Annotated in this window: 13 protein-coding genes and 2 tRNA genes; 6 read left to right on the top strand and 9 right to left on the bottom strand. The window is 69.5% G+C overall.

All coding sequences use genetic code 11. The features are described 5' to 3' along the window. Positions 1 to 433 precede the first annotated feature (433 nt). Positions 434 to 3,946 carry a DNA polymerase III subunit alpha gene (locus tag ACFXJL_RS05395; RefSeq protein ID WP_384689438.1) on the top strand — a complete coding sequence of 1,171 codons (3,513 nt, stop codon included), beginning with the start codon at positions 434 to 436 and terminating at the stop codon, positions 3,944 to 3,946. Beyond that, positions 3,943 to 4,995 (top strand): hypothetical protein, encoded by a 1,053-nt coding sequence (locus ACFXJL_RS05390; protein WP_384689435.1) that lies wholly within the window; start codon positions 3,943 to 3,945, stop codon positions 4,993 to 4,995. The genes ACFXJL_RS05395 and ACFXJL_RS05390 overlap by 4 nt, the downstream gene beginning before the upstream one ends. Positions 4,996 to 5,054: 59 nt before the next feature. Here ACFXJL_RS05390 and ACFXJL_RS05385 read toward each other — a convergent pair whose 3' ends face one another. Next, on the bottom strand, positions 5,055 to 6,164 hold the full coding sequence (locus tag ACFXJL_RS05385; RefSeq protein WP_384689433.1) for a bifunctional DNA primase/polymerase: 1,110 nt from the start codon (positions 6,162 to 6,164) through the stop codon (positions 5,055 to 5,057). A gap of 672 nt (positions 6,165 to 6,836) precedes the next feature. On the opposite strand from ACFXJL_RS05385, the gene ACFXJL_RS05380 reads away from it, so the two are divergent. Next, a complete protein-coding gene (locus ACFXJL_RS05380) occupies positions 6,837 to 7,421 on the top strand; it encodes a SigE family RNA polymerase sigma factor (RefSeq protein ID WP_329021098.1) in 585 nt (194 codons plus the stop codon). 424 nt (positions 7,422 to 7,845) lie between these two features. Beyond that, positions 7,846 to 9,492, top strand: coding sequence for a long-chain fatty acid--CoA ligase (locus ACFXJL_RS05375; protein ID WP_384689430.1), 1,647 nt, complete (start codon positions 7,846 to 7,848; stop codon positions 9,490 to 9,492). Positions 9,493 to 9,645: 153 nt separating this feature from the next. On the opposite strand, the gene ACFXJL_RS05370 is transcribed toward ACFXJL_RS05375, so the two are convergent. Together ACFXJL_RS05370 and ACFXJL_RS05365 are read right to left on the bottom strand one after the other, a co-directional pair. Continuing rightward, positions 9,646 to 13,578, bottom strand: coding sequence for a PAS domain-containing protein (locus ACFXJL_RS05370; RefSeq protein ID WP_384689428.1), 3,933 nt, complete (start codon positions 13,576 to 13,578; stop codon positions 9,646 to 9,648). 174 nt (positions 13,579 to 13,752) lie between these two features. Beyond that, positions 13,753 to 14,217, bottom strand: coding sequence for an SSI family serine proteinase inhibitor (locus ACFXJL_RS05365; protein WP_384634189.1), 465 nt, complete (start codon positions 14,215 to 14,217; stop codon positions 13,753 to 13,755). A 349-nt stretch (positions 14,218 to 14,566) separates the two neighbouring features. On the opposite strand from ACFXJL_RS05365, the gene ACFXJL_RS05360 reads away from it, so the two are divergent. After that, a tRNA-Ser gene (locus tag ACFXJL_RS05360) sits at positions 14,567 to 14,660 on the top strand. A gap of 221 nt (positions 14,661 to 14,881) precedes the next feature. Then, a tRNA-Arg gene (locus ACFXJL_RS05355) sits at positions 14,882 to 14,954 on the top strand. A gap of 80 nt (positions 14,955 to 15,034) precedes the next feature. Here the strand turns inward: ACFXJL_RS05355 and ACFXJL_RS05350 are convergent. The 6 genes from ACFXJL_RS05350 to ACFXJL_RS05325 form a co-directional block, all read right to left on the bottom strand. Next, positions 15,035 to 16,318 (bottom strand): tyrosine-type recombinase/integrase, encoded by a 1,284-nt coding sequence (locus tag ACFXJL_RS05350; protein ID WP_384689425.1) that lies wholly within the window; start codon positions 16,316 to 16,318, stop codon positions 15,035 to 15,037. After that, entirely contained in the window at positions 16,318 to 16,515 is a 198-nt protein-coding gene (locus ACFXJL_RS05345; protein WP_384689423.1) for a helix-turn-helix domain-containing protein, read from the bottom strand. The genes ACFXJL_RS05350 and ACFXJL_RS05345 overlap by 1 nt, the downstream gene beginning before the upstream one ends. A gap of 229 nt (positions 16,516 to 16,744) precedes the next feature. Next, positions 16,745 to 17,899 (bottom strand): DUF3631 domain-containing protein, encoded by a 1,155-nt coding sequence (locus tag ACFXJL_RS05340; protein ID WP_384689420.1) that lies wholly within the window; start codon positions 17,897 to 17,899, stop codon positions 16,745 to 16,747. Continuing rightward, positions 17,896 to 18,261: a hypothetical protein gene (locus tag ACFXJL_RS05335; RefSeq protein ID WP_384689417.1), complete on the bottom strand. Its 366-nt coding sequence runs from the start codon at positions 18,259 to 18,261 to the stop codon at positions 17,896 to 17,898. The genes ACFXJL_RS05340 and ACFXJL_RS05335 overlap by 4 nt, the downstream gene beginning before the upstream one ends. Next, positions 18,258 to 19,118 (bottom strand): bifunctional DNA primase/polymerase, encoded by an 861-nt coding sequence (locus ACFXJL_RS05330; protein WP_384689414.1) that lies wholly within the window; start codon positions 19,116 to 19,118, stop codon positions 18,258 to 18,260. Before ACFXJL_RS05330 ends, ACFXJL_RS05335 begins: the two co-directional genes overlap by 4 nt. Before the next feature lie 229 nt (positions 19,119 to 19,347). After that, positions 19,348 to 21,537, bottom strand: coding sequence for a cell division protein FtsK (locus tag ACFXJL_RS05325; protein ID WP_384689413.1), 2,190 nt, complete (start codon positions 21,535 to 21,537; stop codon positions 19,348 to 19,350). Between the last annotated feature and the right edge of the window lie 56 nt (positions 21,538 to 21,593).

Raw genomic sequence — 21,593 nt, 5'->3', positions numbered from 1 at the left:
CTTCTATGTTTGGCTGGTTTCATCCTGACCCGCCCAACCCTCTCTTTGGCCAGTGCGTATGGGCCATCTGTGGGCCAGCCACCCACCCGTCCGTTGGGTTCCTCGCGGTGAGCTGATTCGTCCGTGACTGATCACTGCTCAAGCTCTTGGCCTAGAGCCGAGACAGCGTTCGCGATGCTGTGTCCGACCCGCTGACGCCGTTCTCGTACCCGGGCGCTCGTGCCGTCGGGCGGGCCCGCAGTGGTGGGCCGACCGTGCCGGGTGGTCGGTGCTCGTGTCGCGGTCGGTACCCGCCTCAGCTGCTGGGATGTCGCAGGCTTCCCGTTCGCATCCCTAGACAGCACGCGCTACTCTGCTCGAACAGAAGTTCGATGAGACTTTTCGGGGTGATTCGTACGAGACTGGCAAAGGGGGTCAGGTTGGGAGGTGCGGCATGGAGGGTTTTACCCATCTGCATGTCGCGTCCGGCTACTCGACCCGCTATGGCGCCTCGCACCCCCGTGACCTGGTGGTACGCGCTGCTGAGCGGGGGATGGCGGCGCTGGCGCTGACCGATCGGGATGCGGTCACCGGGGCGGTTCGATTTGCCAAGGCGGCGCTGGAGCACGGTGTGCGTCCCATCTTCGGGGTCGATCTCGCTGTGGAGCCGCTGGTTCCGGTGCGCCACGACCGTTCACCCCGTCGTCGTACCCCCGTACGCGGTGGAGCCCATGTCCCCGAGCCTCCCCTGCGCGTCACCCTGCTCGCACAGGATCGGGTCGGGTGGGCGGCGCTGTGTCGGCTCACCTCCGCGGCCCATGCCCATCCCGTCGGCGGTAACCCCGTCGTGTCCTGGGAGGCGCTCCGGCGGTACGCGGGGGGCGGTACGGGGCTGTTCGCCCTGCTGGGGCCCGTGTCCGAGCCGCTGCGGGCGCTGGCCGATGGGCGTTCCGATCTTGCCGAACGGCTGCTCGTTCCCTGGCGCGAGGTCTTCGGTCCTTCGCTGCGGCTGGAAGCCGTCTGGCATGGTCATGCCGGAGCCGGAGCCGGAGCCGCGGTAGGGGCAGGTGCAGGGACCGGGGCGGGTTCACTGCGGCTTGCCGCCCGGACGCTGGGGTTCGGTGGTCGGGTCGGGGTGCCGGTCGTCCTGGCCAATGCCGTCCGTTACGCCGATCCCTCCCAGCACCGCCTCGCCGACGTGCTGGACTCGGCCCGGTTGCTGCGCCCCATCGACCGCCGTCGGTTGGATTCCGGGGAGCGCTGGCTCAAGGGTCCCGATGCCATGAGGGACGTTGCCGAGCGGATCGCCCGGGCCGCGGGTGAGGAGGGCGATGCCTCCCGACTGCTCGCCGTCACCGAGGACACCGCAGGGGCGTGCCGGTTGGACACCACCGCCGACCTCGGTCTGAAGCAGCGGCACTTTCCCGAGCCCGGGACCGTCGGGGCGAAGGATGCCGTCGATGCCGCGCGGGTGTTGCGGGAGCGCTGCGAGGCCGGGCTGGTTCGACGGGGGCTCGACGGTGATTCGGCCGCTCGCACCCGTCTCGAAGAAGAACTGGCCATTATTTCCGAACTGGAGTTCGATACTTACTTTCTGACCGTCGCTCAAGTGGTCTCCGATGTGCGGGAGATGGGAGTGCGGGTCGCCGCTCGGGGCTCCGGTGCCGGCAGCATGGTCAATCACGTGCTCCACATCGCCACGGCCAACCCCCTCGACCATCGACTGCTGTTCGAGCGCTTTATGTCGCGTCGCCGAGCGGATCTACCCGACATCGATCTCGATGTGGAGTCCGCTCGTCGGCTCGATGTGTACGACCGGGTCATCGAACGGTTCGGGCGGGAGCGGGTGGCGATCACCGGAATGCCCGAGACCTATCGGGCCCGCCATGCGCTGCGTGACACGGGGCTTGCCCTCGGTATCGCCCCGGCCGAAGTCGACCGCATTGCAAAATCGTTTCCTCATATTCGGGCGTCCGACATCACGACCGCCCTCGCCGAGCTGCCCGAGCTACGCCAACTGGCAGCCGAAGCCGCCCCGTACCGACTGCTGTTCGAACTCGCCGAAGGTCTGGACGCGCTGCCCCGCGGGATCGCCATGCACCCCTGCGGAGTGATCCTCACCGACTCCTCGCTGCTCGACCGTCTCCCCGTCCAGCCCACCCCCACGGGCGGCTATCCGATGGTCCAGGCCGACAAGGAGGACGTCGAGGACCTCGGGATGATCAAGCTGGACATCCTCGGGGTGCGGATGCAGTCCGCGATGGCCCACGCCACCGCGGAGATCGAGCGGGTCACGGGTCGCCATATCGATCTGGACGACCCCCGCCAGGTGCCGCTGGACGACCACTTCGCCTTCAAGCTGATCCAGGCGTCGGACACCCTCGGCATGTTCCAGTTGGAATCGCCGGGGCAGATGGACCTCCTCAGCCGGCTGCAACCCCGCGACCCGCAGGACGTGATCGCCGACATCAGCCTCTTCCGGCCGGGCCCGGTGGCCGGTGGGATGCCGGAGCAGTACGTCGCGGCCCGCCACGGCCGGCCCGTACCCAGTCCGCACGAGGATCTCGAACCGATCCTCTCCGACACCTACGGAGTGCTGATCTGGCACGAGCAGATCATCGAGATCTTCCACCGGTTCACCGGCTGCGACCGGGCGTTCGGCGATCTGGCCCGGCGGGCCCTGGGCACTCCGGGCCGGTTGCCCCGGGTCCGCGACTGGTTCCATCGGGAGGCGTCCGCCCGCGGCTACTCGTCCGATGTGCTCACCGCCGTGTGGAAGACCATCGAGGGCTTCGGTGCCTACGGCTTCGCCCGGGCCCACGCGGTCGCCTTCGCCGTGCCCGCCCTGCAATCGGCCTGGCTGAAGGCGCACTACCCCGCCGCCCTCTACGCGGGGCTGCTCGAACACGACCCCGGGATGTGGCCCAAGCGCGTCATCGTCGCCGATGCCCGACGCCACGGCATCGCCGTGCTCCCCGTCGACATCAACCACTCCGGTGCGGACCACACCGTCGAAAGGGCACCCGACGGCACCTGGGGCGTACGGCTGTCCCTGTCCGAGGTGCGGGGCATCAGCGGCGATGAGATCACCCGGATCGCTGCCGCTCGTCCCTACGGTTCGCTGTCCGACTTCTGGCAGCGGGCACGCCCCAGCCGGCCGACCGCCGAACGGCTCGCCGACATCGGTGCGTTCCATTCGGTTCGTGGGGAGATGACCCGCCGCGATCTGCTGCTCCAGATCGCCGAACTCCACCGCCAGTACCGTGGTCGCCCCCTCGACGACGGTCAACTACCGCTCCGTACGGATGAACCGCAGGCCCGGGGCGCTGGCCTGCCGGAGATGACGAGCCGGGAGGAGTTGGGCGCCGAACTACGGGTCCTCGGCATCGATGTCAGCAGGCATCTGATGGACCATCACCATCAGTTGCTGAGGGAGCTCGGTGCCACCGACGCCCGGCACCTCTCGGAGCTGAAGGCCGGTGAGAACGTCCTCGTCGCCGGTGTGCGGGCCGCCACCCAGACCCCGCCCATCGCGTCCGGCAAGCGGATCATCTTCGTCACGCTCGACGACGGTTCGGGCATGGTCGACCTCGCCTTCTTCGAGGACAGCCATGACGACTGCGCCCATACGGTCTTCCACTCCGGACTGCTGCTGGTCCGCGGCACGGTCCAACGCCGGGGTGGACGCAGCACGGTCGTCGGGACGATGGCCTGGGACCTGGAGGCCCTTGCCGTGGCCCGCCGTGACCAGGGTCCGGAGGCGGTTTACCGGTTGCTCGGCCCTGCCGTCGCCCCCGTGGCAGGAACGTCCGGAGCACGGGATTCCCGCGGTCGCCGTCCCCGGCGCACGATCGAGCAGGAGACCGGAGCGAGCCTCCATCCCTGGGCGGACCTTCAGCCCGCTGGTGATCTCAAGACGCCCGATCTGTCCTCGCTCGGATACACCAGTCCGGGGAGCGCGGGATGAGTGCCTGGGGCAGCGCGCCGTACACCGGACCCGTTCCGCGGGGCGGTCGATACGTGCTGCGCATCCACTACCACTTGGGGGACCGTTTCCACCGTGTCGACGGCTGGGACGACTCCGAGCGTTACCTACGGCTCATCGAGCAGCTCCACGGGGTCACTCCCCGGGTCCAGGCGATTCCTCCCACCGCCGTCGACTGCGACATCTCCGGTGCGTTGCGGTACTTCCACCGCGGGCCCTATCAGCTCGCCCAGATGGTCCAGATGCGGATCAGAGCGCTCCATGATGTTGACACCACCCTGGGCCTGGCCGGCAACCGGATGCTGGCTGCCATGGCTGCGGATGCCACCGCACCTGGTGAGCTCACCTGGCTCCGACCCGAACCGGAAGCCATTGCCGGGTTCCTTCGTCCGCGTCCGGTGGGGGCGCTGCACGGGGTGGGTCCGGCCATGGCGGGTCTCCTCGTACGGCACGGGCTGCACACCATCGGGGCGGTTGCCGACACACCCGTGGGCACTTTGCAGCGGCTCCTCGGGCGTACGCAGGGCAGAAGGCTCCATGAACGGGCCCACGGTGTGGACGAACGTCCCGTGATCCCGCAGGCCCCGGCCCGTTCGGTCAGCGCCGATCACGCTTTCGTCCGTGATGAACTCGATCCGGATCAGCACCGCCGGGCCGTTCTCGCGCTCACCGAGCAGTTGGGCGTCCGGTTGCGGTCCGAGGGACAGATCACGGGGCGGATCACGCTGAGCGTGCGGTACGCCGACGGCTCCACCACCACCCGTACGCGCACGTTGTCCGAGCCCACCCAGCACGGCGTCGCGCTGGTCCGGGTCGCGTACGACCTCTACGAGACGCTGGGACTGCAACGGGCCAGGGTCCGGGGGATCTCCCTGCGGGCCGAGGAGCTTCAGCCGGCCGAGTGCGCGATCACCCAACTCACCTTCGACCCTGTGGACGACCGGGCCCGACGCATCGAGGCGTCGGCCGACCGTGCCCGAGCCCGCTTCGGTCCATGGGCGGTGCGGCCCGGGACGCTCGCGGACGTGTGAGCCACGGCCTCGGGTGCCCGGGGCCCGTGCACGGGGCCGATTCCGTGTACGGGCGGCGGTCAGTGGCGGGGGCTCGATGTGAGTCGGGCGGCGGACGCGATGGTGGCGCGCGCCTCGCGTTCGGTCAGACCGGTGCGGACGGCCGCATGGGTGAGCGCCGGCGCCAGGGCATTGCCGATGCCGTTCTCGTACGCGCGACAGGCGGCCCAGAACAGCCGTGCGTTGCGCTGGCCTTCGGGTGCGACGAGTACGAACTGGACGAGTCCGCGCCCGTGTTGTCGATGTGGTCCTGCGGGTGCGGTGGGCAAGGGGCGTACGGGGGGTGCGATCAACTGGAGGAGTGCGGTGGGGCAGGGGGCGGGGGAGAGCCCGGCCGTACCGGGGGCGAGCCGATAGGTGCCCTGGGCGGTGACCGAACCGGGGCCGACCAGATAGCCCCCGGCCCCTCGGACGTCGATACCTGGGGCGATCCTGCTGGCCGAGTTCGGCACCACGACGTCGGACGGACCGGTCAACCAGAGATGGCGGCCACCGCTCGGAGTGAGGACCGTGATCGTCTCCGGGATGGTGAAGAGGTGGCGCAGCGCCAGGTGATGGAGTGCGGCAAGGGAATCGGTGGTGGATTCCTGTGTCTCCATCGTGCCCAGCACCTCCATGGCGGCCAGGGCCGCCAGCGAGCGGGTGGAGTTCCTGGAACGGCTCGGCGCACTGCTCGACGAGGCGGAGACGGGTGCCCATGTGCTCAGTGGGCCGCGGGTCGGCGGATGTTCCCTCGCCCGTTCCGGTGGCCCGGTCGACTCCGGGGCGCCCGGTGGGTGGGTTCCCGCACCTGGCGTCGCGTCGGGGCGGCGCTTCAGCGGCTTCACATCGAGGTCCACGCCGATCAGATGGTGTGGGGGTCTGCCGCAGGCGATGCCGTAGCCCGTGGCCCAGGGTGCGGCGGCGAACAGGGCCCGGATTCCGGCCGGGTCGACGGTGGCGTCATGGATTCCGTGTCCGGGCAGGCCGCACTCCCCGCGGCAGTGCGTCGGCTCGATGTCGTCCCGGTGCGGTGAGCGCAGGGCGGGCAGCTTGTTGGACGAGAGCGGGATGACCGGAAGTCCGCGCTCGGCGGCGAAGAGGGCATGGGCGAGGGCCAGGGCGGCGGTCTGCCGATCGATGGTGGCCATGGCTCTATTTTCGTACGAATGTTCGACGAAGGGAAGGGGGGAGATCGCTCTGGGAGGTGCGGTGATGCGGTGCCGATCCGAGCGGCGGGAACTCCTCCGGGCCCGTCCAGACGGTGATCCGACGGCCGCTCACCCCGTACACCTTCGGCTGTACGTCTCCACCGAGGTCCCCCCGGTCGGCGCCGGGCACGGCTACCGAGGATCGCGGCCGGGCGCGGACCGTACGAGAGCCGCCCTCGGATCACCGTCCTGATGCGCCCCGCGGCGCGCCCGTCCGCGAAGCCCCACACCGCTGGCCCCTGTCGACCGGCCGGCCCAAGCGCATCGGCAGCGGAGGAAGACGAGGTCAGCCGGTGAGAGCGGGGTGGTCATCCGCCCGCCCCCTCCCCCGTCCCGGGCACTCAAGCCCTTCGGACGGCTGGCTGTCGAAGGGTCGCCCTCGATCTCGCCACGCCAGGGCGGAACCTTCTCTTCCGAGGTGACGGGGCATTGGCGCACCCGTCCGCGGAGCCGGAACACCGCTGCGGCGGCCCTGAGAACCAGGTCATCGCCTCTGAGGGTCTCCTCCACCTACAGGAGGTGACCACGACCATCCCACTACAACCTGAGAGGGACATGTCTTCAGGACCTGTGGCCGATCCCCGCGGGTGCGCCCGCTCCTAGCGTGGAGCCATGACCACGCCAGTCTGCACAAGCGCTTCGAAGGCTGCCGTGCCGGTGCCTCCGTCGTACGGGGCCGACGCACGGTATGCAACGCATGCTCGCTACTCGTCGTTCTCGTCGTACGTACGGGCGCGGGGGCCCGTACTGCTGCGCACGGCACGTTCGCTGACCGCCAATCCGAGCGATGCGGAGGACCTGCTCCAAACCGCGCTCACCAAGACCTATGTCGCCTGGGAGCGGATCGAGGACCATCGTGCGCTCGACGGCTATGTCCGCCGGGCCCTCCTCAACACCCGCACCTCGCAGTGGCGCAAGCGCAAAGTGGACGAGTTCGCCTGCGATGAACTGCCCGAACCCGACACCGTGCCCGCGCCCGACCCCGCGGAGCAGCAGGCCCTGCGCGACGCGATGTGGCGAGCCGTGATGAAGCTGCCGGACAGACAACGGGCCATGGTCGTCCTTCGGTACTACGAGGACCTCAGCGAGGCCCAGACCGCCGAGGTGCTCGGGGTCTCGGTCGGCACGGTCAAGAGCGCGGTCTCCAGGGCGCTCGGCAAACTGCGCGAGGACGCGGAGTTGGCGCCGGTGCGCTGACCAGTGTCAGGGCACCTCGACCGGCTCGATGCGTCTCACTCCCATGGGTGAGCGCGTGCGGGCGTCGACATCCTGCCCGGCCGTGCCCGCCAAGGCCCATCCGGCACCGCTGCGGTGCCCTGTCCTGCCACCCCGCACGTCCGTTCTGCGGCGGTGCGCGGGTTCTTGGCGCCGGCCCTTCGAAAACACCACCGTGGGGTCGCGGTAGGGACCGTCGGTAGGGACCGTGGGGTCGCGGTAGGGCTCTTCGCCGTATCCTCCCGGTCGCGCGAGACCCTGCCCAGGCCGCACGGTGAAGGTCCCGTGGCGCTCGTCGAGGGGCATGTCGATACTCCTCTGGCAGTAGTGACATACCACTTGGTATGTGCGCAGAATCTGCACACCGTTACTGCCACGTAGCGCCAGCGCCCACCAGGAGGACGCCGTGCTGAGCACCATGCAGGACATACCGTTGACTGTCACCAAAATCCTGCGCCATGGAATGACCATCCATGGGAAGTCGCAGGTCACGACGTGGACGGGGGAGTCCGAACCGCAGCGCCGCACCTTTGCCGAGGTAGGTGGACGAGCCACGCAGTTGGCCCATGCGCTCCGTGACCAACTGGGCGTCGACGCCGATCAGCGTGTGGCGACCCTGATGTGGAACAACTCCGAGCACGTCGAGGCGTACTTGGCGATTCCCTCGATGGGCGCAGTGCTCCACACCCTCAACCTTCGGTTGCCCCCCGAGCAGCTCGTCTGGATCGTCAACCACGCGGCCGACCGCGTCGTCATCGTCAACGGGTCGCTCATTCCCCTCCTCGCCCCCCTCCTGCCGCACTTGCCGACTCTTGAACACATCGTCGTCGCGGGCCCGGGTGACCGGTCCCCGCTCGCCGAGGCCGCTGCCCAGGTCCACGAGTACGAAGAACTCATAGCCGGCCGGCCCACCACTTTCGACTGGCCCGAACTGGACGAGCGCACCGCCGCCGCCCTCTGCTACACCTCCGGCACCACGGGCGACCCCAAGGGCGTCGTCTACTCCCACCGGTCCATCTATCTGCACTCGATGCAGGTCAACATGACCGAGGCGATGGGACTCACCGACCGCGACACCACCTTGGTCGTGGTGCCGCAGTTCCATGTGAACGCCTGGGGACTGCCGCACGCCACCTTCATGACCGGCATCAACATACTGATGCCCGACCGCTTCCTCCAGCCCGCTCCCCTCGCCGAGATGATCGAGAAGGAACGCCCCACGCACGCCGCGGCCGTACCCACCATCTGGCAGGGCCTGCTGGCGGAGATCACGGCGAAGCCCCGTGACATCAGCTCCATGAAGCAGGTCACCATCGGAGGGTCGGCCTGTCCGCCCGCGCTGATGGAGGCGTACGACCGGCTGGGCGTTCGGCTCTGCCACGCCTGGGGCATGACGGAGACCTCCCCGCTCGGCACCATGTCACACCCTCCGGCCGGGCTGACCCCCGAGGAGGAGTGGCCCTACCGCATCAGCCAGGGCCGCTTCCCGGTCGGCGTGGAAGCCCGACTGATCGGCCCCGCCGGCGACCTCCTGCCGTGGGACGGCACATCCGCCGGTGAGCTGGAGGTCCGCGGACCCTGGATCGCCGGCGCGTACTACGGGGGCGCGGGCGGCGAGGACTTCAAGCCCGAGGACAAGTTCAGCGAGGACGGGTGGCTGAAGACGGGTGACGTGGGCGTCATCGCCCCCGGCGGGTATCTGACCCTCACCGATCGGGCCAAGGACGTGATCAAGTCCGGTGGTGAGTGGATCTCCAGCGTCGAGTTGGAGAACGCCCTGATGGCCCACCCCGAGGTCGCCGAGGCGGCCGTCGTCGCGGTACCGGACGAGAAGTGGGGCGAGCGCCCGCTCGCGACGGTCGTCCTCAAGGAGGGGGCGACCGCGGGATACGCGGAGCTGAAGGAGTTCCTCGCCGAGAGCGTCCCCAAGTGGCAGCTGCCCGAGCGGTGGGCGGTGATCGCCGCGGTCCCCAAGACGAGCGTGGGCAAGTTCGACAAGAAGGTGATCCGCCGTCACTACGCGGACGGCGCACTGGACGTCTCCGAGGCGTAGCCGTACGCCCGCGAGGGCCCGACCGGCCCTCGCGGGCACCTTCGTAGGGGCCGTACGCCGAGTGCCGCGCGGCACTCGGTCGCCGTTCCGCTCGGAACCTTCTGAGGCACCCGGTCGAGCACCACAGCCGATCCCGTCGGTCAGTTCGTTCGGTCAGTTCGTGCCGATCTTCGCCAGCAGATCCACGATGCGCGCCTGCACCTCGCTGCTCGTGGACCGCTCCGCGAGGAAGAGCACCGTCTCGCCCGAGGAGAGACGCGGCAGATCGGCCCGGTTGAGGCCCGCCGAGGTGTAGACGACCAGGGGGGTGCGGTTCAGCTGGCCGTTCGCCCGAAGCCAGTCGATGATGCCCGCCCGGCGGCGCCGGACCTGCATCAGATCCATGACCACCAGATTCGGCCGCATCTGGGCCGCCAACGTGACGGCGTCCGTGTCCGCCCCCGCCCGGGCCACCTGCATGCCCCGCCGCTCCAGCGTCCCGGTCAGCGCGAGGGCGATCTCCTCGTGCTCCTCGATCAACAGCACCCGCGGCGGGTGCTGCTCACTGTCCCGCGGTGCCAGGGCCTTGAGCAGGATGGCCGGATCGGCGCCGTAGGCGGCCTCCCGGGTCGCCTGCCCCAGCCCAGCCGTCACCAGCACGGGCACCTCGGCGGCGACGGCCGCCTGCCGCAGTGACTGGAGAGCGGTCCGGGTGATGGGACCGGTCAGCGGGTCCACGAAGAGCGCTGCGGGGAAGGCCGCGATCTGTGCGTCCACCTCTTCTCGGGAATGCACCACGACCGGGCGGTAGCCCCGCTCGCTCAACGCCTGCTGGGTCGAGACGTCGGGGGCGGGCCACACCAACAGCCGGCGCGGGTTGTCCAGCGGCTCGGGCGGCAACTCATCGTCCACGGGGTGCGGCTGCGGGCGGTTCGCCACCTCGACAGCGCCACCGGGACCATCCAGCGGCTCGGGCCCCTCAGCCCCTTCGACCGGTGCGCCTATTGCGTAGGCCCGTCCCTCGGACCGCTCGACGGGCCGCCGGGCGCCCTGCTGAACGGGCGCGGGCGGCTGCGACGCGGGATGCGGCCGGGCGGCCGGCTCCGAGCGTTCACCGTCCGGGGGCGTACCCAACTTGCGGCGCCGACCCGACCCGAGCCCCTGGCCGCCCTGCTTGTCGGGGTGGGGCCTGGGCTCGCCCGGCTGCTGGTCCGCCTCGGGGGGCTGGGTGAAGGAAACGCCCTGCCCGAGCGTGCGCACGCTGAATGCCCGCCCCTGAGAGGAGTCAGCGGGCAACGGCTCCTCGGCGGGCAGCGGCTGTGCGATGGACTGCGGTCCCGCGGAGTGCGGCGCCACATGCTGTGAGCCGGACGACTGGGCCCCGCCCGGCTGCGCCGACACGCTCGGCGGCTGCCCGGTGGCGGGTGCGCCCGGGGTGGCGTTGTCAGGCGCGCCCGACTCCCCGAAGACGGGAATCGGCAGGGAGAGGGGCCCGGTGCCCGGCTCGGGCATCGGGCTCTGGCTCGGCGCGGACTCGTCCGCAGCCGCCGTGTGCTGCCCGACCGCCTCCTCGGCGGGTACGGGAGTGAAGGCCGTGCCCATCGCACCGGGCTCATGCCAGCCCTGCGGCTGCGCCAGCTCGGCGGCCCGGCGACGGCCCGTCGGCGTCGGATGCTGCTGCGGCGGGGTGTGGCCGGCACTGGGATCCGTACGGAACAGATCGTGTTGACCGGCCGGTGAGACGTCCGCCTGGCCGGGCCCGACGGGCGCGCGATCGGCATCGGCCGGCGGCAGGGCGAACGCCGTACGTCCACCTTCCGGCGCCTGCGCGGGTGCGGGGCCGAGTGCCCGCCGCGCTCGGCGTCCGCCCGGCGCGGCCTCGGCGCCACCGGACAACTGACGCGCCGGCACCGGTGCGCCCGTGGGCAGCTCGTGCCGTACGCCCTGTGGCCTGCGCTGGAGCCCCTGGGCGTCAACGGGCACGCCCTGTGGTGGCACGGTCTGGCCGAACGCGGCGCGCCCGGTCGGCGCGGCACCCTCGGCTGCCGTGACCACGGAACCCTCGGTCGGCCTACCGCTGCCCGCGGTCACCGCCACGGGACCCTCGGCGGAACTGGGGCGCCCACGCCGCCGTCCGGTCCCGTCCCCGCCGTTCGTCTCATTGCCGTCCCCGGAGTCCTGCGCGGGGATCATGCTCCGCCCGGCCGCAGCCGGCAGTTGAGGCTGGTCCAGATGGGCCCTGCGTCGACCCGTCGGCGGTGCGTCGGGCGACTCATCGGCGCCCTGGGCCGCCAGCGGGCTCTCCAGGAACGCGTCCGTCGAGCCCCTGCGCGCCCGTCGGCGCCCGCCCCCGGCTGTCTCCGGAGACAGCTGCTGTTCCGGCAGGGCGACTTCGCTCCCCGTCGCGCCGTCGTCAGGAGCGGCGGTGACCGGTTCGGCGGCCGGCGGAACGTTCCCCGTCCCCTCGCCCAGCGGCACTTCCAGAACGTACGCGCTACCGGTCATGCCCGGCACCTCATGCGTCTGGAGCACACCGCTGTGCGCCTGCACGATTCCCCGCACGATCGGCTGGTGCACCGGATCGCCACCGGAGAACGGGCCCCGCACCTCGATCCGTACGACCTCGCCGCGCTGCGCCGCCGCGACGACGACCGTGGAGTCCACATAGCCGCCGTCGGGCAGCAGCCGGGCCTTGCCGGTGGAGTCCACCCCGGCGACATCCGCGATCAGATGGGCCAGAGCGGTCGCCAGCCGAACGGCGTCCACCTCGACCTCCATCGGCGGAGCGTGCACCGCGAACTGCACCCGCCCGGGGCCGATCAGCTCCACCGCACCCTCGACACCGGCGGCGACCACCCCGTCGAGCTGGGCCGGGCCCTTGTAGAGCCGCTCCACACCCGCGTCCAGCCGCTGGAAGCCGAGGACGTTGTCGATGAGCGTCGTCATCCGGGCGTACCCGGCGGCCAGATGGTGCAGGATCTGGTTGGCCTCGGGCCACAGCTGCCCCGCCGGGTCGGCGGCCAGCGTGCCCAGCTCGGAGCGGAGCTCCTCCAGAGGCCCGCGAAGCGAGCCGCCGAGCACCGCGGTCAGTTGCTCATGGCTGGCGGCCAGCTCCAGATAGCGCTCGTCCTGCCGCTCGATCTCCGAGGTGTAGCGCTCCGCCTTGTCCGCCAACTCGACGGTGAACTGCTCGGTGGTCTCGGCGAGCTCCTCGGTCAGCCGCTCGGTGGTCTCCGCGAGCTTTTTCTCCAGCTCCTCGGTGGTGCTCTCCAACTCGGCCGCGTGGGCCTTCTCCAGCTCCTCGTACGGTCGCCGGTCGGTGAAGGTCATGACCGCGCCGACCAACTGGTCCCCGTCGCGCACCGGTGCGGTGGTGAGGTCCACCGGCACCTGTGAACCGTCCTTCGCCCACAGCACCTGCCCCCGCACCCGGTGCTTGCGCCCCGACTTGAGGGTGTCCGCCAACGGCGACTCGGCGTACGGGAACGGCTTGCCGTCCTCGCGCGAGTGCAGGATCAGCGGATGCAGCTCCTGGCCGCCGAGGTCGCTGGCGCGGAAACCGAGGATCTGGGCAGCCGCCGGATTGACGAGCACCACCCGACCGTCGGTGTCCGTACCGACCACGCCCTCGGCCGCGGCCCGCAGGATCATCTCGGTCTGCCGCTGGGAACGGGCCAGTTCGGCTTCCGTGTCCACGGTCCCCGAGAGATCACGCACCACGAGCATCAGCAGTTCGTCGCCGGTGTAGCTGGCGCTGTGCATGTCGTACGCCTTGCGCCCGTCCTCAAGACTGGCGCTCGTCACCTCGACGGGGAACTCCCCGCCGTCGGTGCGGCGGGCAACCATGCGCGTCGGCTTGGTCCGCCCCCGCTCGTCCGCCGCCTCGGGGCGGCGCATCGAGCCGGGAATCAACCGCGAGTCGAACGTGGGCAGCAGATCGAGCAGCCCGCGCCCGACGAGCGCGGTGCCCGGAGTCTCGAAGAGCTCCAGGGCGATCGTGTTCGCGTTGACGACCGTGCCGTTGCAGTTGACGAGCACCAAGCCGTCGGGAAGTGCGTCGAGTATTGCCGCGAGGCGAGCAGCGCCTCGGGATGGCCTGCTGCTCACGACGACGGTTCCTCCCTGACCTACAGCGTGTGTAAGGGACATTCGGTTCCCCTCGTGCTGCTTGGGTCTCCGCCTGTCACAGGAGGGAGTCTAAAGGCAGCAGATGAGAGTGGGGCGGTGGATCGGGGGGAGGGCTGCTCCGGGTTTCGTGTACATGCCGTGACCTAGGCACTGTCACCTGGTGCTGGGCAGTACCGGCTCCATGGTTCGCCAGCGGGAGATTTCACATCCGTCCGTCCGGCTGAACACGGCGTCCACGGGCCGTCCCTGCCAGGTTCCGGTCACCCGGGCGGTGGCGGGTCCACCCGACTGCTGGGTGCACATCTGCCCTTGGGGCACCGGAGCGAAGGGGTTGCTCCCCTCCCGCGCGATCTCGTCGAGTCGGTTGCAGGCCCGCTCGGCCGCGGGGTGGGTGCCGCCGGCGCCGCCCGATGAGCTGCACTCCAACTCGTACCGTCCGTCCGCACGCGTGTACCCCGTCTCGGAGACGATCACGGTGAGCCGATCGGCCTCCGACGACAGCAGCGGGGAGGAGAGCAGCGGCAGCGGGAAGGGCAGCGTGGTGGCTCCCGCGACGGGCACGGCGGCGATGAGTGCGGCGGCCGACGTGGTTGCGGTGAGGATGATGCGACGCAGCATGGACGCTCCTGGATCTCGGTCGAGGGGCGGCGCCCGCGACGACCTGCGCCGCACGGGCGACGGGCTGACGCCCGGCCGCCGACCTCGGCGAGGGTCACCGCGCGGGAACCGCCCGCGACCTCCGCGCACGGTTCCCGGCCGGGGCGGGTGCCCCGGCGTCCCCAACGCTTCTAACGCTCAGCGCGCCCACGCGTTGCGCAACCCGACCGCAGCCAACCGTGCGCGCGTCCACCGGCACGGCCAGCGCTTTGCCCTGTGGCCGACCTGGCTAGTACCGTGGTCCGCGATTGGTGACACCGCGCTCGTCTGTGTCATCATCTGCACACCACTCGCGCGCTGTGAGTGTGCTGGAGGCGTCGCCTAGTCCGGTCTATGGCGCCGCACTGCTAATGCGGTTTGGGTCTTAAAGCCCATCGAGGGTTCAAATCCCTCCGCCTCCGCCAGCTTGATCACTGAAGCCCCGTCCGCATGGACGGGGCTTCTCTGCTGTTTACGAAGATCACCCAGCCTGGCCCGCCCGCTCCTCGCGGCCTTCCACCAGCTCACTCGATCGATACGTTTCCGCAGGTCAGAGTGTGTTTGCTCAATGGATTTCACCTGACGGCGCAGGTCATGTAATGTTGTTCCCGCAACGCCGACCGGCCGAAAAGAACCGGAAAGCCAAGCACTCGTAGCTTAACGGATAGAGCATCTGACTACGGATCAGAAGGTTGCAGGTTCGAATCCTGCCGAGTGCACACAGGTCAAAGGCCCCCTGGGAAACTTCCAGGGGGCCTTTGACATCAACGGGTGACATCAACCCCGCTGGTCGGGTCCATCAGGCGGCCGAAGATTCTCCCGGAGCGTCGTTCTCCCTCCCATCCGGATCGTCAATCCCCAGCGCGTCATCCATCCGATCGGCAGCGGCCCTGAGCGTCGTCTGCATGACGTGCGCGTAGGTGTCGAGCGTCATCGTGATCGTGCTGTGCCCAAGGGTCTCCATGATGGTGCGGGCATCTACGCCCTGAGCGAGCAGCAGCGATGCGCAGGTGTGACGCAGATCGTGCACCCGGACCCGCCGCACCTTGGCATGGGTGCAGAGGATGGTGAGCATCCTGTTCAGGCTCCGGGGGTCGGTTGCCCGGCCGGTGGACGTGGTGAAGATGAGTCCGGTCGGCTGATGATCGAGAGGCTGCCACCTCTCACCGGCTACCCTCCGCTCCTGCTCTTGGGCGGCCCGGTGGATGGTGAGTGCGTCCACGCACCGCCTTGGGAGCGAGACGGTACGGATGGACCTGGTCGTCTTCGGGGTGCCGAAGATCAGTTCCCGGCGGATTCGCTGAAGATTCCGGCGGACTCGCATCTGGCCCGCCGCGAAGTCGATATCCGCCCAGGTGAGGCCGAGAACCTCTCCGCGTCGGAGGCCAGTGGAGATCAGCAGCAGCCACAAGGCATAGAGGCGGTGAGATCGAGCGGTCTTCAGGAGCAGCCGGGCTTCTCCCACGTCCAGGGGGCGGACTTCTTCACGCTGCACGGTGGGGGTCTCCACGATCTTGGCGACGTTGCGGGCGATCAACTCCTCACGGACTGCCTGCTGAAGAGCGGACCGGAGCACGGCATGGACGTATTGCACGGTCCGGGCCGAGGGGCTGCGCTTGCAGCACTTGCTCACGGCGCAGCAACTGCGTTCCTCCTTCGGTCGGGCCACGTCGACACCCCGCAGGCAGCACAGACACCCGCTCTTGAAGTCAGCCAGGAAGAGTCGGACATCGGTGGGGGAGAGCCGGTTGAGCCGTTTCTTTCCGAGCGCCGGCCGGATGTAGAGGCGGGACAGACCTTCGTAGCTGTTGAGCGTCGCGGGCTTGAGCCGAGTCGGGGCGATCGCAGCGAGCCAGTAGGTCAGGTAGTCCCCGAAAGCCATGGCCGATGTGGCGGCAGGGATGCCCTGTCGGGTCTTGTTCTGCATCTCAATCAGCTTCGCGCCCACATCTTCCCGGGTCCGGCCGTAGACGAATTTCCGGACCCGAGTCCCATCGGGCCGATAGACGTAAGCGGCGGCCTGGTAGCGGCCGTCCGAGCGCTTCGTAATGGTGCCTTCTCCGTTGGCACGCCTCTTGGCCATCAGGCAGCCTCCTCAAGCTTGTTGCGCATGTACGTGTTCAGGGCGTCCAGGGGAATCCGGCGGGTGCGACCCTCGGTGTAACTGGGCAGGGCGCCGGAGCGGATGAGGTCGTAGACCTTGCTGCGGCTCAGTCGCAGGGCGTGCATGACCTCGGGGACCATGACTGCCTGGTGGGTGGTGGGCAGGGCAGGGCGCATGTCCTACTCCTTCGGGGCCTTCCGCCCCCTCCTCGCAGGTCCGCTACATCCGCCACGGCTGCTACGTCGCAGGTCAGGGCAGGGCTTTGGTGTAGCGGTGGGGTGGGGTGTAGCGGATGGGTCCGCTACGGGGGTTGGTGCGTGTAGCGGCTGGGTGGTGCCTGTAGCGGGGGTGTAGCGGGTGTGGTGGGTAACACCCGCTACACGCTTGTCGCTGGTCAGGGCCGGTTTAGTCGGTGGTTGTGGCGGGTGTAGCGGCTACAGCCTGGTTGGGGGTGGGGCAGTACCGCTTCCACGCGTCGTGCAAGTCGCTGGCGTAGTAGCCCTTGACGACTCCGCCAGCGGTTCGGATGTTGCGGGCCTTGATGGGCTGGTTGTCGGCGGTGACGTACTCCCCGAGCCGCTGGGAGAGTTGACGGGCGTCGATCGGCTTGCCGCTCATGTCCGCCCACGGGGCTTCATCCATGGCGGTGAGGCCAGCGAGGATTTGCGCGGTGGGCATCCGGTCCGAGCCGTTGAACACCGTGTCGCGCAGGTCGGTGAGGAGTCGGATACCGAGACTGGCTTTGTCCCCCGCTGAGGCTGCGGTCACCAGCTCGACGCAGGCTTCCCGTGCGCGCTGGGGCCAGTGGCCCCCGGCAGCGTCGGCGACCGCTAGCAGGGGCTCCCACACGTCGGCGGGTCGGTCGGTGACCCCTTCGGGCATCTCAGGCCATGCCCCATCGACGCGGGTGCGTACCTGCTCGGCCCAGGTGGCGAGCTGGTCCCGCAGCGCGTTGCCTTCTTTCTCGTGGATTCGGGCCCGGAAGGCTTCGACGTGCTCATTCGGAGCGCGGCGCCGCATGCGGATGACGACGGAGCGGGTCAGGATCGTGTCGGGCAGCCAGCCCAGTCCTGCCATGGCGACGGCCGCGTAGGAGGGGAACGCCTGGACGGTCTGATTGCCCCCGTCCCCGACGCACCGGTACGAGACACCGGACCGTCGGTGTCCTGCGTTCAGTAGGCCCCGGAGCTCCTCGTTGTCCTTGGCTTTCGGGCCGAAGACGGTGTCGATCTCGTCGAAGAGGATGCTCGGTCGTGCGTCCATGCCGGAAACCGCTCGGAACAGTGCTGCGGGGGAGGCGTTCACGGCGTGCATGGGAGCGGGAATGAGCGTGCCGCAGATCTCCAGCCCCCGAGTCTTGCCCGACCCCGGCTCTGGGGAGAGGAACGCCAGACGGGGGGTCGACTCGAAGCAGTCCAGCAGGTGGGTGTGGGCGTTCCACAGGACCACGGCCACGTAGGCGGCCTCTGTGGGGAAGGCGTTGAAGCGGCGGTGGAAGGCTTCCACCTCGCTCAGCAGCGCTGCACCGTCGATGGGCGCGCTGGTGTTCTTCGGGGTCATGCGGCGGCCCTTTCGTCGGTGCTGCGGAGCGGGCAGTTCGTCTGGTGCTCGGTGTGGTCGGTGATCAGGGCGAGTACGCGTCCGTGTCCGATGGCGCTGCGGTTGCGTCCGCAGGCGCACCAGCTGGTGGCGGTGGGGGTGGTGCCGCGACCGGGGGCACGGATGGTGAGCCAGGCGATCGGCTGCCGCCCGTCCGGGGTCGGGTGCGGGTCAGGGCGAACAGATGATGCGGACGCCCTTCGGGCGACGACTTTCAGCGCCCTACTGCCGTCCGTGGTGGAGGCCGGTTTGGCGATGCTGGGGCGGGTGGTGGGTGGTGAAGAGACCACCCCCGCGCCCTTGCTGGTCGGCTGCTGGGTCATGCCGCCCTCACCGCGTGGTTGAGGCCACGGTTCACGGCGCGTTGCGCGTATGACTCGGGGACACCGACCGAGACAGCGGCGTCGATGATCTGCCACCCGATGGCGTCCAGCCCGCACGGTCCCGCGCACCGCACGTGCTGCCCTGCGAGGAACCGAGCCACCCCGAACGCCTGCGAGCTTGCGCCTGAATCGGTCCGGGCCCGCACCATGGCAAGTCCACGGTCCAGACCGGTGCGGATGTATCGCTCGGTGTGTCGGCATCCGCTTGCTGCGGTCGCGTCCCAGACCGCTCGTGTCGAGGAGCGCGCGCGGGTGGTCTCTTCGTTCTTCACCACCAGGGCGAGCACGGCATCCGGCAGCGTGGCCATGGTGCCGGTACCGGGGCCGAGCCAACGGGCATAGGCCATGCGGCTCTTGATGTCGACACCGGGCAGGACAGCGTTCGCGGACTGCATGGTGCCGCGGTAGATCCAGTGTTCGCCGCGGGTGGTGGGCACGGTCCGGGTGGCGGGCAGGGTCTCGCGTGCCCATGCGACGGCGGTGGGGTTGTCGAGGTCGACGACGGTGAGTCCTGCGCCTGCGGGGTGGTAGGCGATGCCGTCTGCGTGGTGCCAGTCGGCTGCCCACTGCGGGGAGGTGAGTACCTGCGGGTTGGTGGTTGCGGCTGCCCATGCGTGGCAGGGGAGCGGGCACCCGCATGGGCCGGGGACGCGCATGCTTGGTCGTCCGCCACAGGCCATGTCTCGGCAGGCGGTGCAGTTGGCGGGGGGACGCTTGGCCCGGAGTGGCAGCACGGGCACACCTGCGTCTGCGAGGGTCAGGGCGACCGGTAGTGCGGTGGTGCGGTCATGGGTCATGCTGGATGTCTCCAGTTCGTCGTTAGCGTGCTGGATCGAGGGCGGCCCCGCTTTCATTGGCGTGAGTGAGGGGTCGCCCTTTTGGTGCTGTGGGTGGGGTTCGGGGTGGGGGTCTGTGACCCCTCTAGGGGGCACTACTTCGCAGGTCAGACCCCTCTACCGGGGGGCTCTACCGCTATAGAGGGGCCCCGCTACTTCGGGGGGTGGGGTAGAGCCCTGGGGGGCGGGGCTAGTTCGCGGTGGCGGTAGAGGGGGAGGGGTCTACCGTCCGTGCTGCGAGGAGGAGTTCTTCGGGCACGGCTGCTTCGAGATCGGCGCGGCGGTAGCCGGCGAGGTTCTTGCCCTTGATGTTGATCTGCTTGGTGGTCCGTTTGACCCCGGCCGCGTCCAGCTCGGCGGCGAGCTTGTCGAGGTCCCAGTCCCCGTAGCGGTCTTCGTCCGCGTTGACGAGCCGGGCGAGGAGGTCGACGGAGTGCATCCGGTCGGAGTGCCGCATCACGTCCAGAACGTCAGACAGGACGGGTGCAATGGTGACCCCTGCCCGACCAGCGACCGCGGCCACATCCCCGGCAGCGTCCCCGGTGATCTGCCCCAGCGGCTCACGCAGGGCCCGGCCCTTGAGGGCGAGAGCGTTGAACTCTGTGGTGGTCAGTAGGTCGTTCTTGACGGTGGCGTAGGAGGCGGGTCCGGTGACCAGGACGGTGACGCCCTTGTGTTCCTCGGAGAGCAGGGAGGCGTCGGCGCCCATGGCGGCTTTGCCCGACCCAAGAACCATGTCCGACGATGTCTTGTCGGTGACCTGGGTGCAGCACCGGATGGTGATGATCTCCCGGAGCTTGGTCGGCACGCTCTTGGCGTCCGGGCGTTGGGAGGCGTAGTTGGAGATGAATCCGGCTGCCGGGCCGCGGCGGGCGATCCGCCCGAGGTCGTCCACGACGGCTTCACGGTCTTTGTCGTCCATGGCGAGGAAGGCTTCTTGCAGCTCGTCGACGGTGAGGAAGATGAACGGCATCTGGTACTTCTCGATGATCTGCGGGGTGAGCTTGCCTTCCGGGCAGATGGAGGTGGGCAGCCCGCGGAACAGGGCGAAGCGTCGCTCCATCTCGGCCAGCAACTCGGCCAGCATGGCTTTGAACGCGTCGATCGCGTCCTCTTCGGCGCCGAGGACGAGGCGGTGGGCGACGTGCCGCATGCCCATCCAGTCCTGACCGCCTTTGAAGTCGGCGACGTAGTGCCGCACCCACGGGTCGAGCAACCCGGCCGCGGTCATCAGACGCTGCGTGAACGTCTTACCCCGGCGGGGGAGTCCTCCGAAGAACATGGACTGCCAGATCACCGGCACCGAGACGCGGTTGCCCCGTGCGTCCTGCCCGAACGGCACGGCGTCCCAGATGGAGAACCGCTCCATCGAGGCGAGCGGTGAAGGGACCGGTGCCGCGAGGTAGGGGTCATCGTCCGCGACCCACATGGACACCCGGCCGGCGTTGCCGCCTTTCGCGGCCCGGACGCGGGACATGATGACCTGGATCTCATCCACCCCCAGCTCTTGGGCGATGACCTCACGCTTGGCGAGCACGTCGGACGCGGTCTTACCGCCACCCCGGGGGAGGTCGAAGATCACCGCCCACCCGCGGCCGTCACGGACCGGGCCCATCGAGCACGACACCCGCGGAGCATCCCTCTCCGCATCCTTGCCGCTCCCGCTTTTCAAGAGGCCAGCGGCACGCAAAGCGTCGTTCAACTGCTGTGCGGACATGTCCACCTTGAGCGGCGGCGCACCCTGGTCGAGGAACGCTGTTTCCTTGCCCCGTCCGAGGTAGGCGAGGGGGACGGCGACCGCGGTGGTGATCCCGGCTTGGAGCATCGGGGGTGCCAGAGCGATACCGATCGCGGCGGCGGCGGTGGCGGTCGCGGCGGCCCCGAACCGCCAGCGCCGGGCGTGCGTCCGTGCTGCGTGGGCGAGTTGGAGCTGTATCGCCAGTTCCACATCCCCAGGCCGACCGTGGCACTGGACGCGCAGGGCCTTCACTGCGGCGGTGTGGTCCTGCGCTGCCAGCGTCGGCCACAACCCCGCGACCGCCCGATAGAAGCCACGCGCGGCCAACAGGACGGCTTTGACGAGGTATTTGGGGGTGCGTAGGGAGTGGTAGCGGCCGTGCCACCACGTCAGGCGAACCAACGCTGCGGTGTTGGCCTGGATCGAGGCTCGGGAGCGTGCCCACGCGGGCAGTACCGGTGCGTCGGGCACGGTGAGCCAGTCCGCAAGCGGATTGTCCGGCCGGTCCACTGCCTCAACCACACTCCCGGCAACCGTGTCCGTGGCATCCGGCTTGGTCAAGGCCACCGAGACGATAGGAGCCCGGGTGGCACGGTGCTCATCGAGACTACGAACACTCCCCAGATCGATGGCATCAGCCATGATGGGACTCTCCTGCTCTGCCTACAGGTAGGCGGGTCAAGCCGGGGTGACCGACG

The organism is Streptomyces sp. NPDC059256 (genome assembly GCF_042753785.1).
Lineage (GTDB): Bacteria > Actinomycetota > Actinomycetes > Streptomycetales > Streptomycetaceae > Streptomyces.
Note: the sequence above shows the minus strand (reverse complement) of the source record. Positions and strands in the feature narration are given on the sequence as shown.

What these genes read in the sequence shown, in the direction of transcription:
- ACFXJL_RS05345 (WP_384689423.1), bottom strand. Translation starts at nt 16,515, where the DNA reads ATGCGCCCTGCCCTGCCCACCACCCACCAGGCAGTCATGGTCCCCGAG.
- ACFXJL_RS05365 (WP_384634189.1), bottom strand. Translation starts at nt 14,217, where the DNA reads ATGCTGCGTCGCATCATCCTCACCGCAACCACGTCGGCCGCCGCACTC.
- ACFXJL_RS05395 (WP_384689438.1), top strand. Translation starts at nt 434, where the DNA reads ATGGAGGGTTTTACCCATCTGCATGTCGCGTCCGGCTACTCGACCCGC.
- ACFXJL_RS05330 (WP_384689414.1), bottom strand. Translation starts at nt 19,118, where the DNA reads ATGACCCATGACCGCACCACCGCACTACCGGTCGCCCTGACCCTCGCA.
- ACFXJL_RS05340 (WP_384689420.1), bottom strand. Translation starts at nt 17,899, where the DNA reads ATGACCCCGAAGAACACCAGCGCGCCCATCGACGGTGCAGCGCTGCTG.
- ACFXJL_RS05325 (WP_384689413.1), bottom strand. Translation starts at nt 21,537, where the DNA reads ATGGCTGATGCCATCGATCTGGGGAGTGTTCGTAGTCTCGATGAGCAC.
- ACFXJL_RS05335 (WP_384689417.1), bottom strand. Translation starts at nt 18,261, where the DNA reads ATGACCCAGCAGCCGACCAGCAAGGGCGCGGGGGTGGTCTCTTCACCA.
- ACFXJL_RS05380 (WP_329021098.1), top strand. Translation starts at nt 6,837, where the DNA reads ATGACCACGCCAGTCTGCACAAGCGCTTCGAAGGCTGCCGTGCCGGTG.
- ACFXJL_RS05350 (WP_384689425.1), bottom strand. Translation starts at nt 16,318, where the DNA reads ATGGCCAAGAGGCGTGCCAACGGAGAAGGCACCATTACGAAGCGCTCG.
- ACFXJL_RS05385 (WP_384689433.1), bottom strand. Translation starts at nt 6,164, where the DNA reads ATGGCCACCATCGATCGGCAGACCGCCGCCCTGGCCCTCGCCCATGCC.
- ACFXJL_RS05390 (WP_384689435.1), top strand. Translation starts at nt 3,943, where the DNA reads ATGAGTGCCTGGGGCAGCGCGCCGTACACCGGACCCGTTCCGCGGGGC.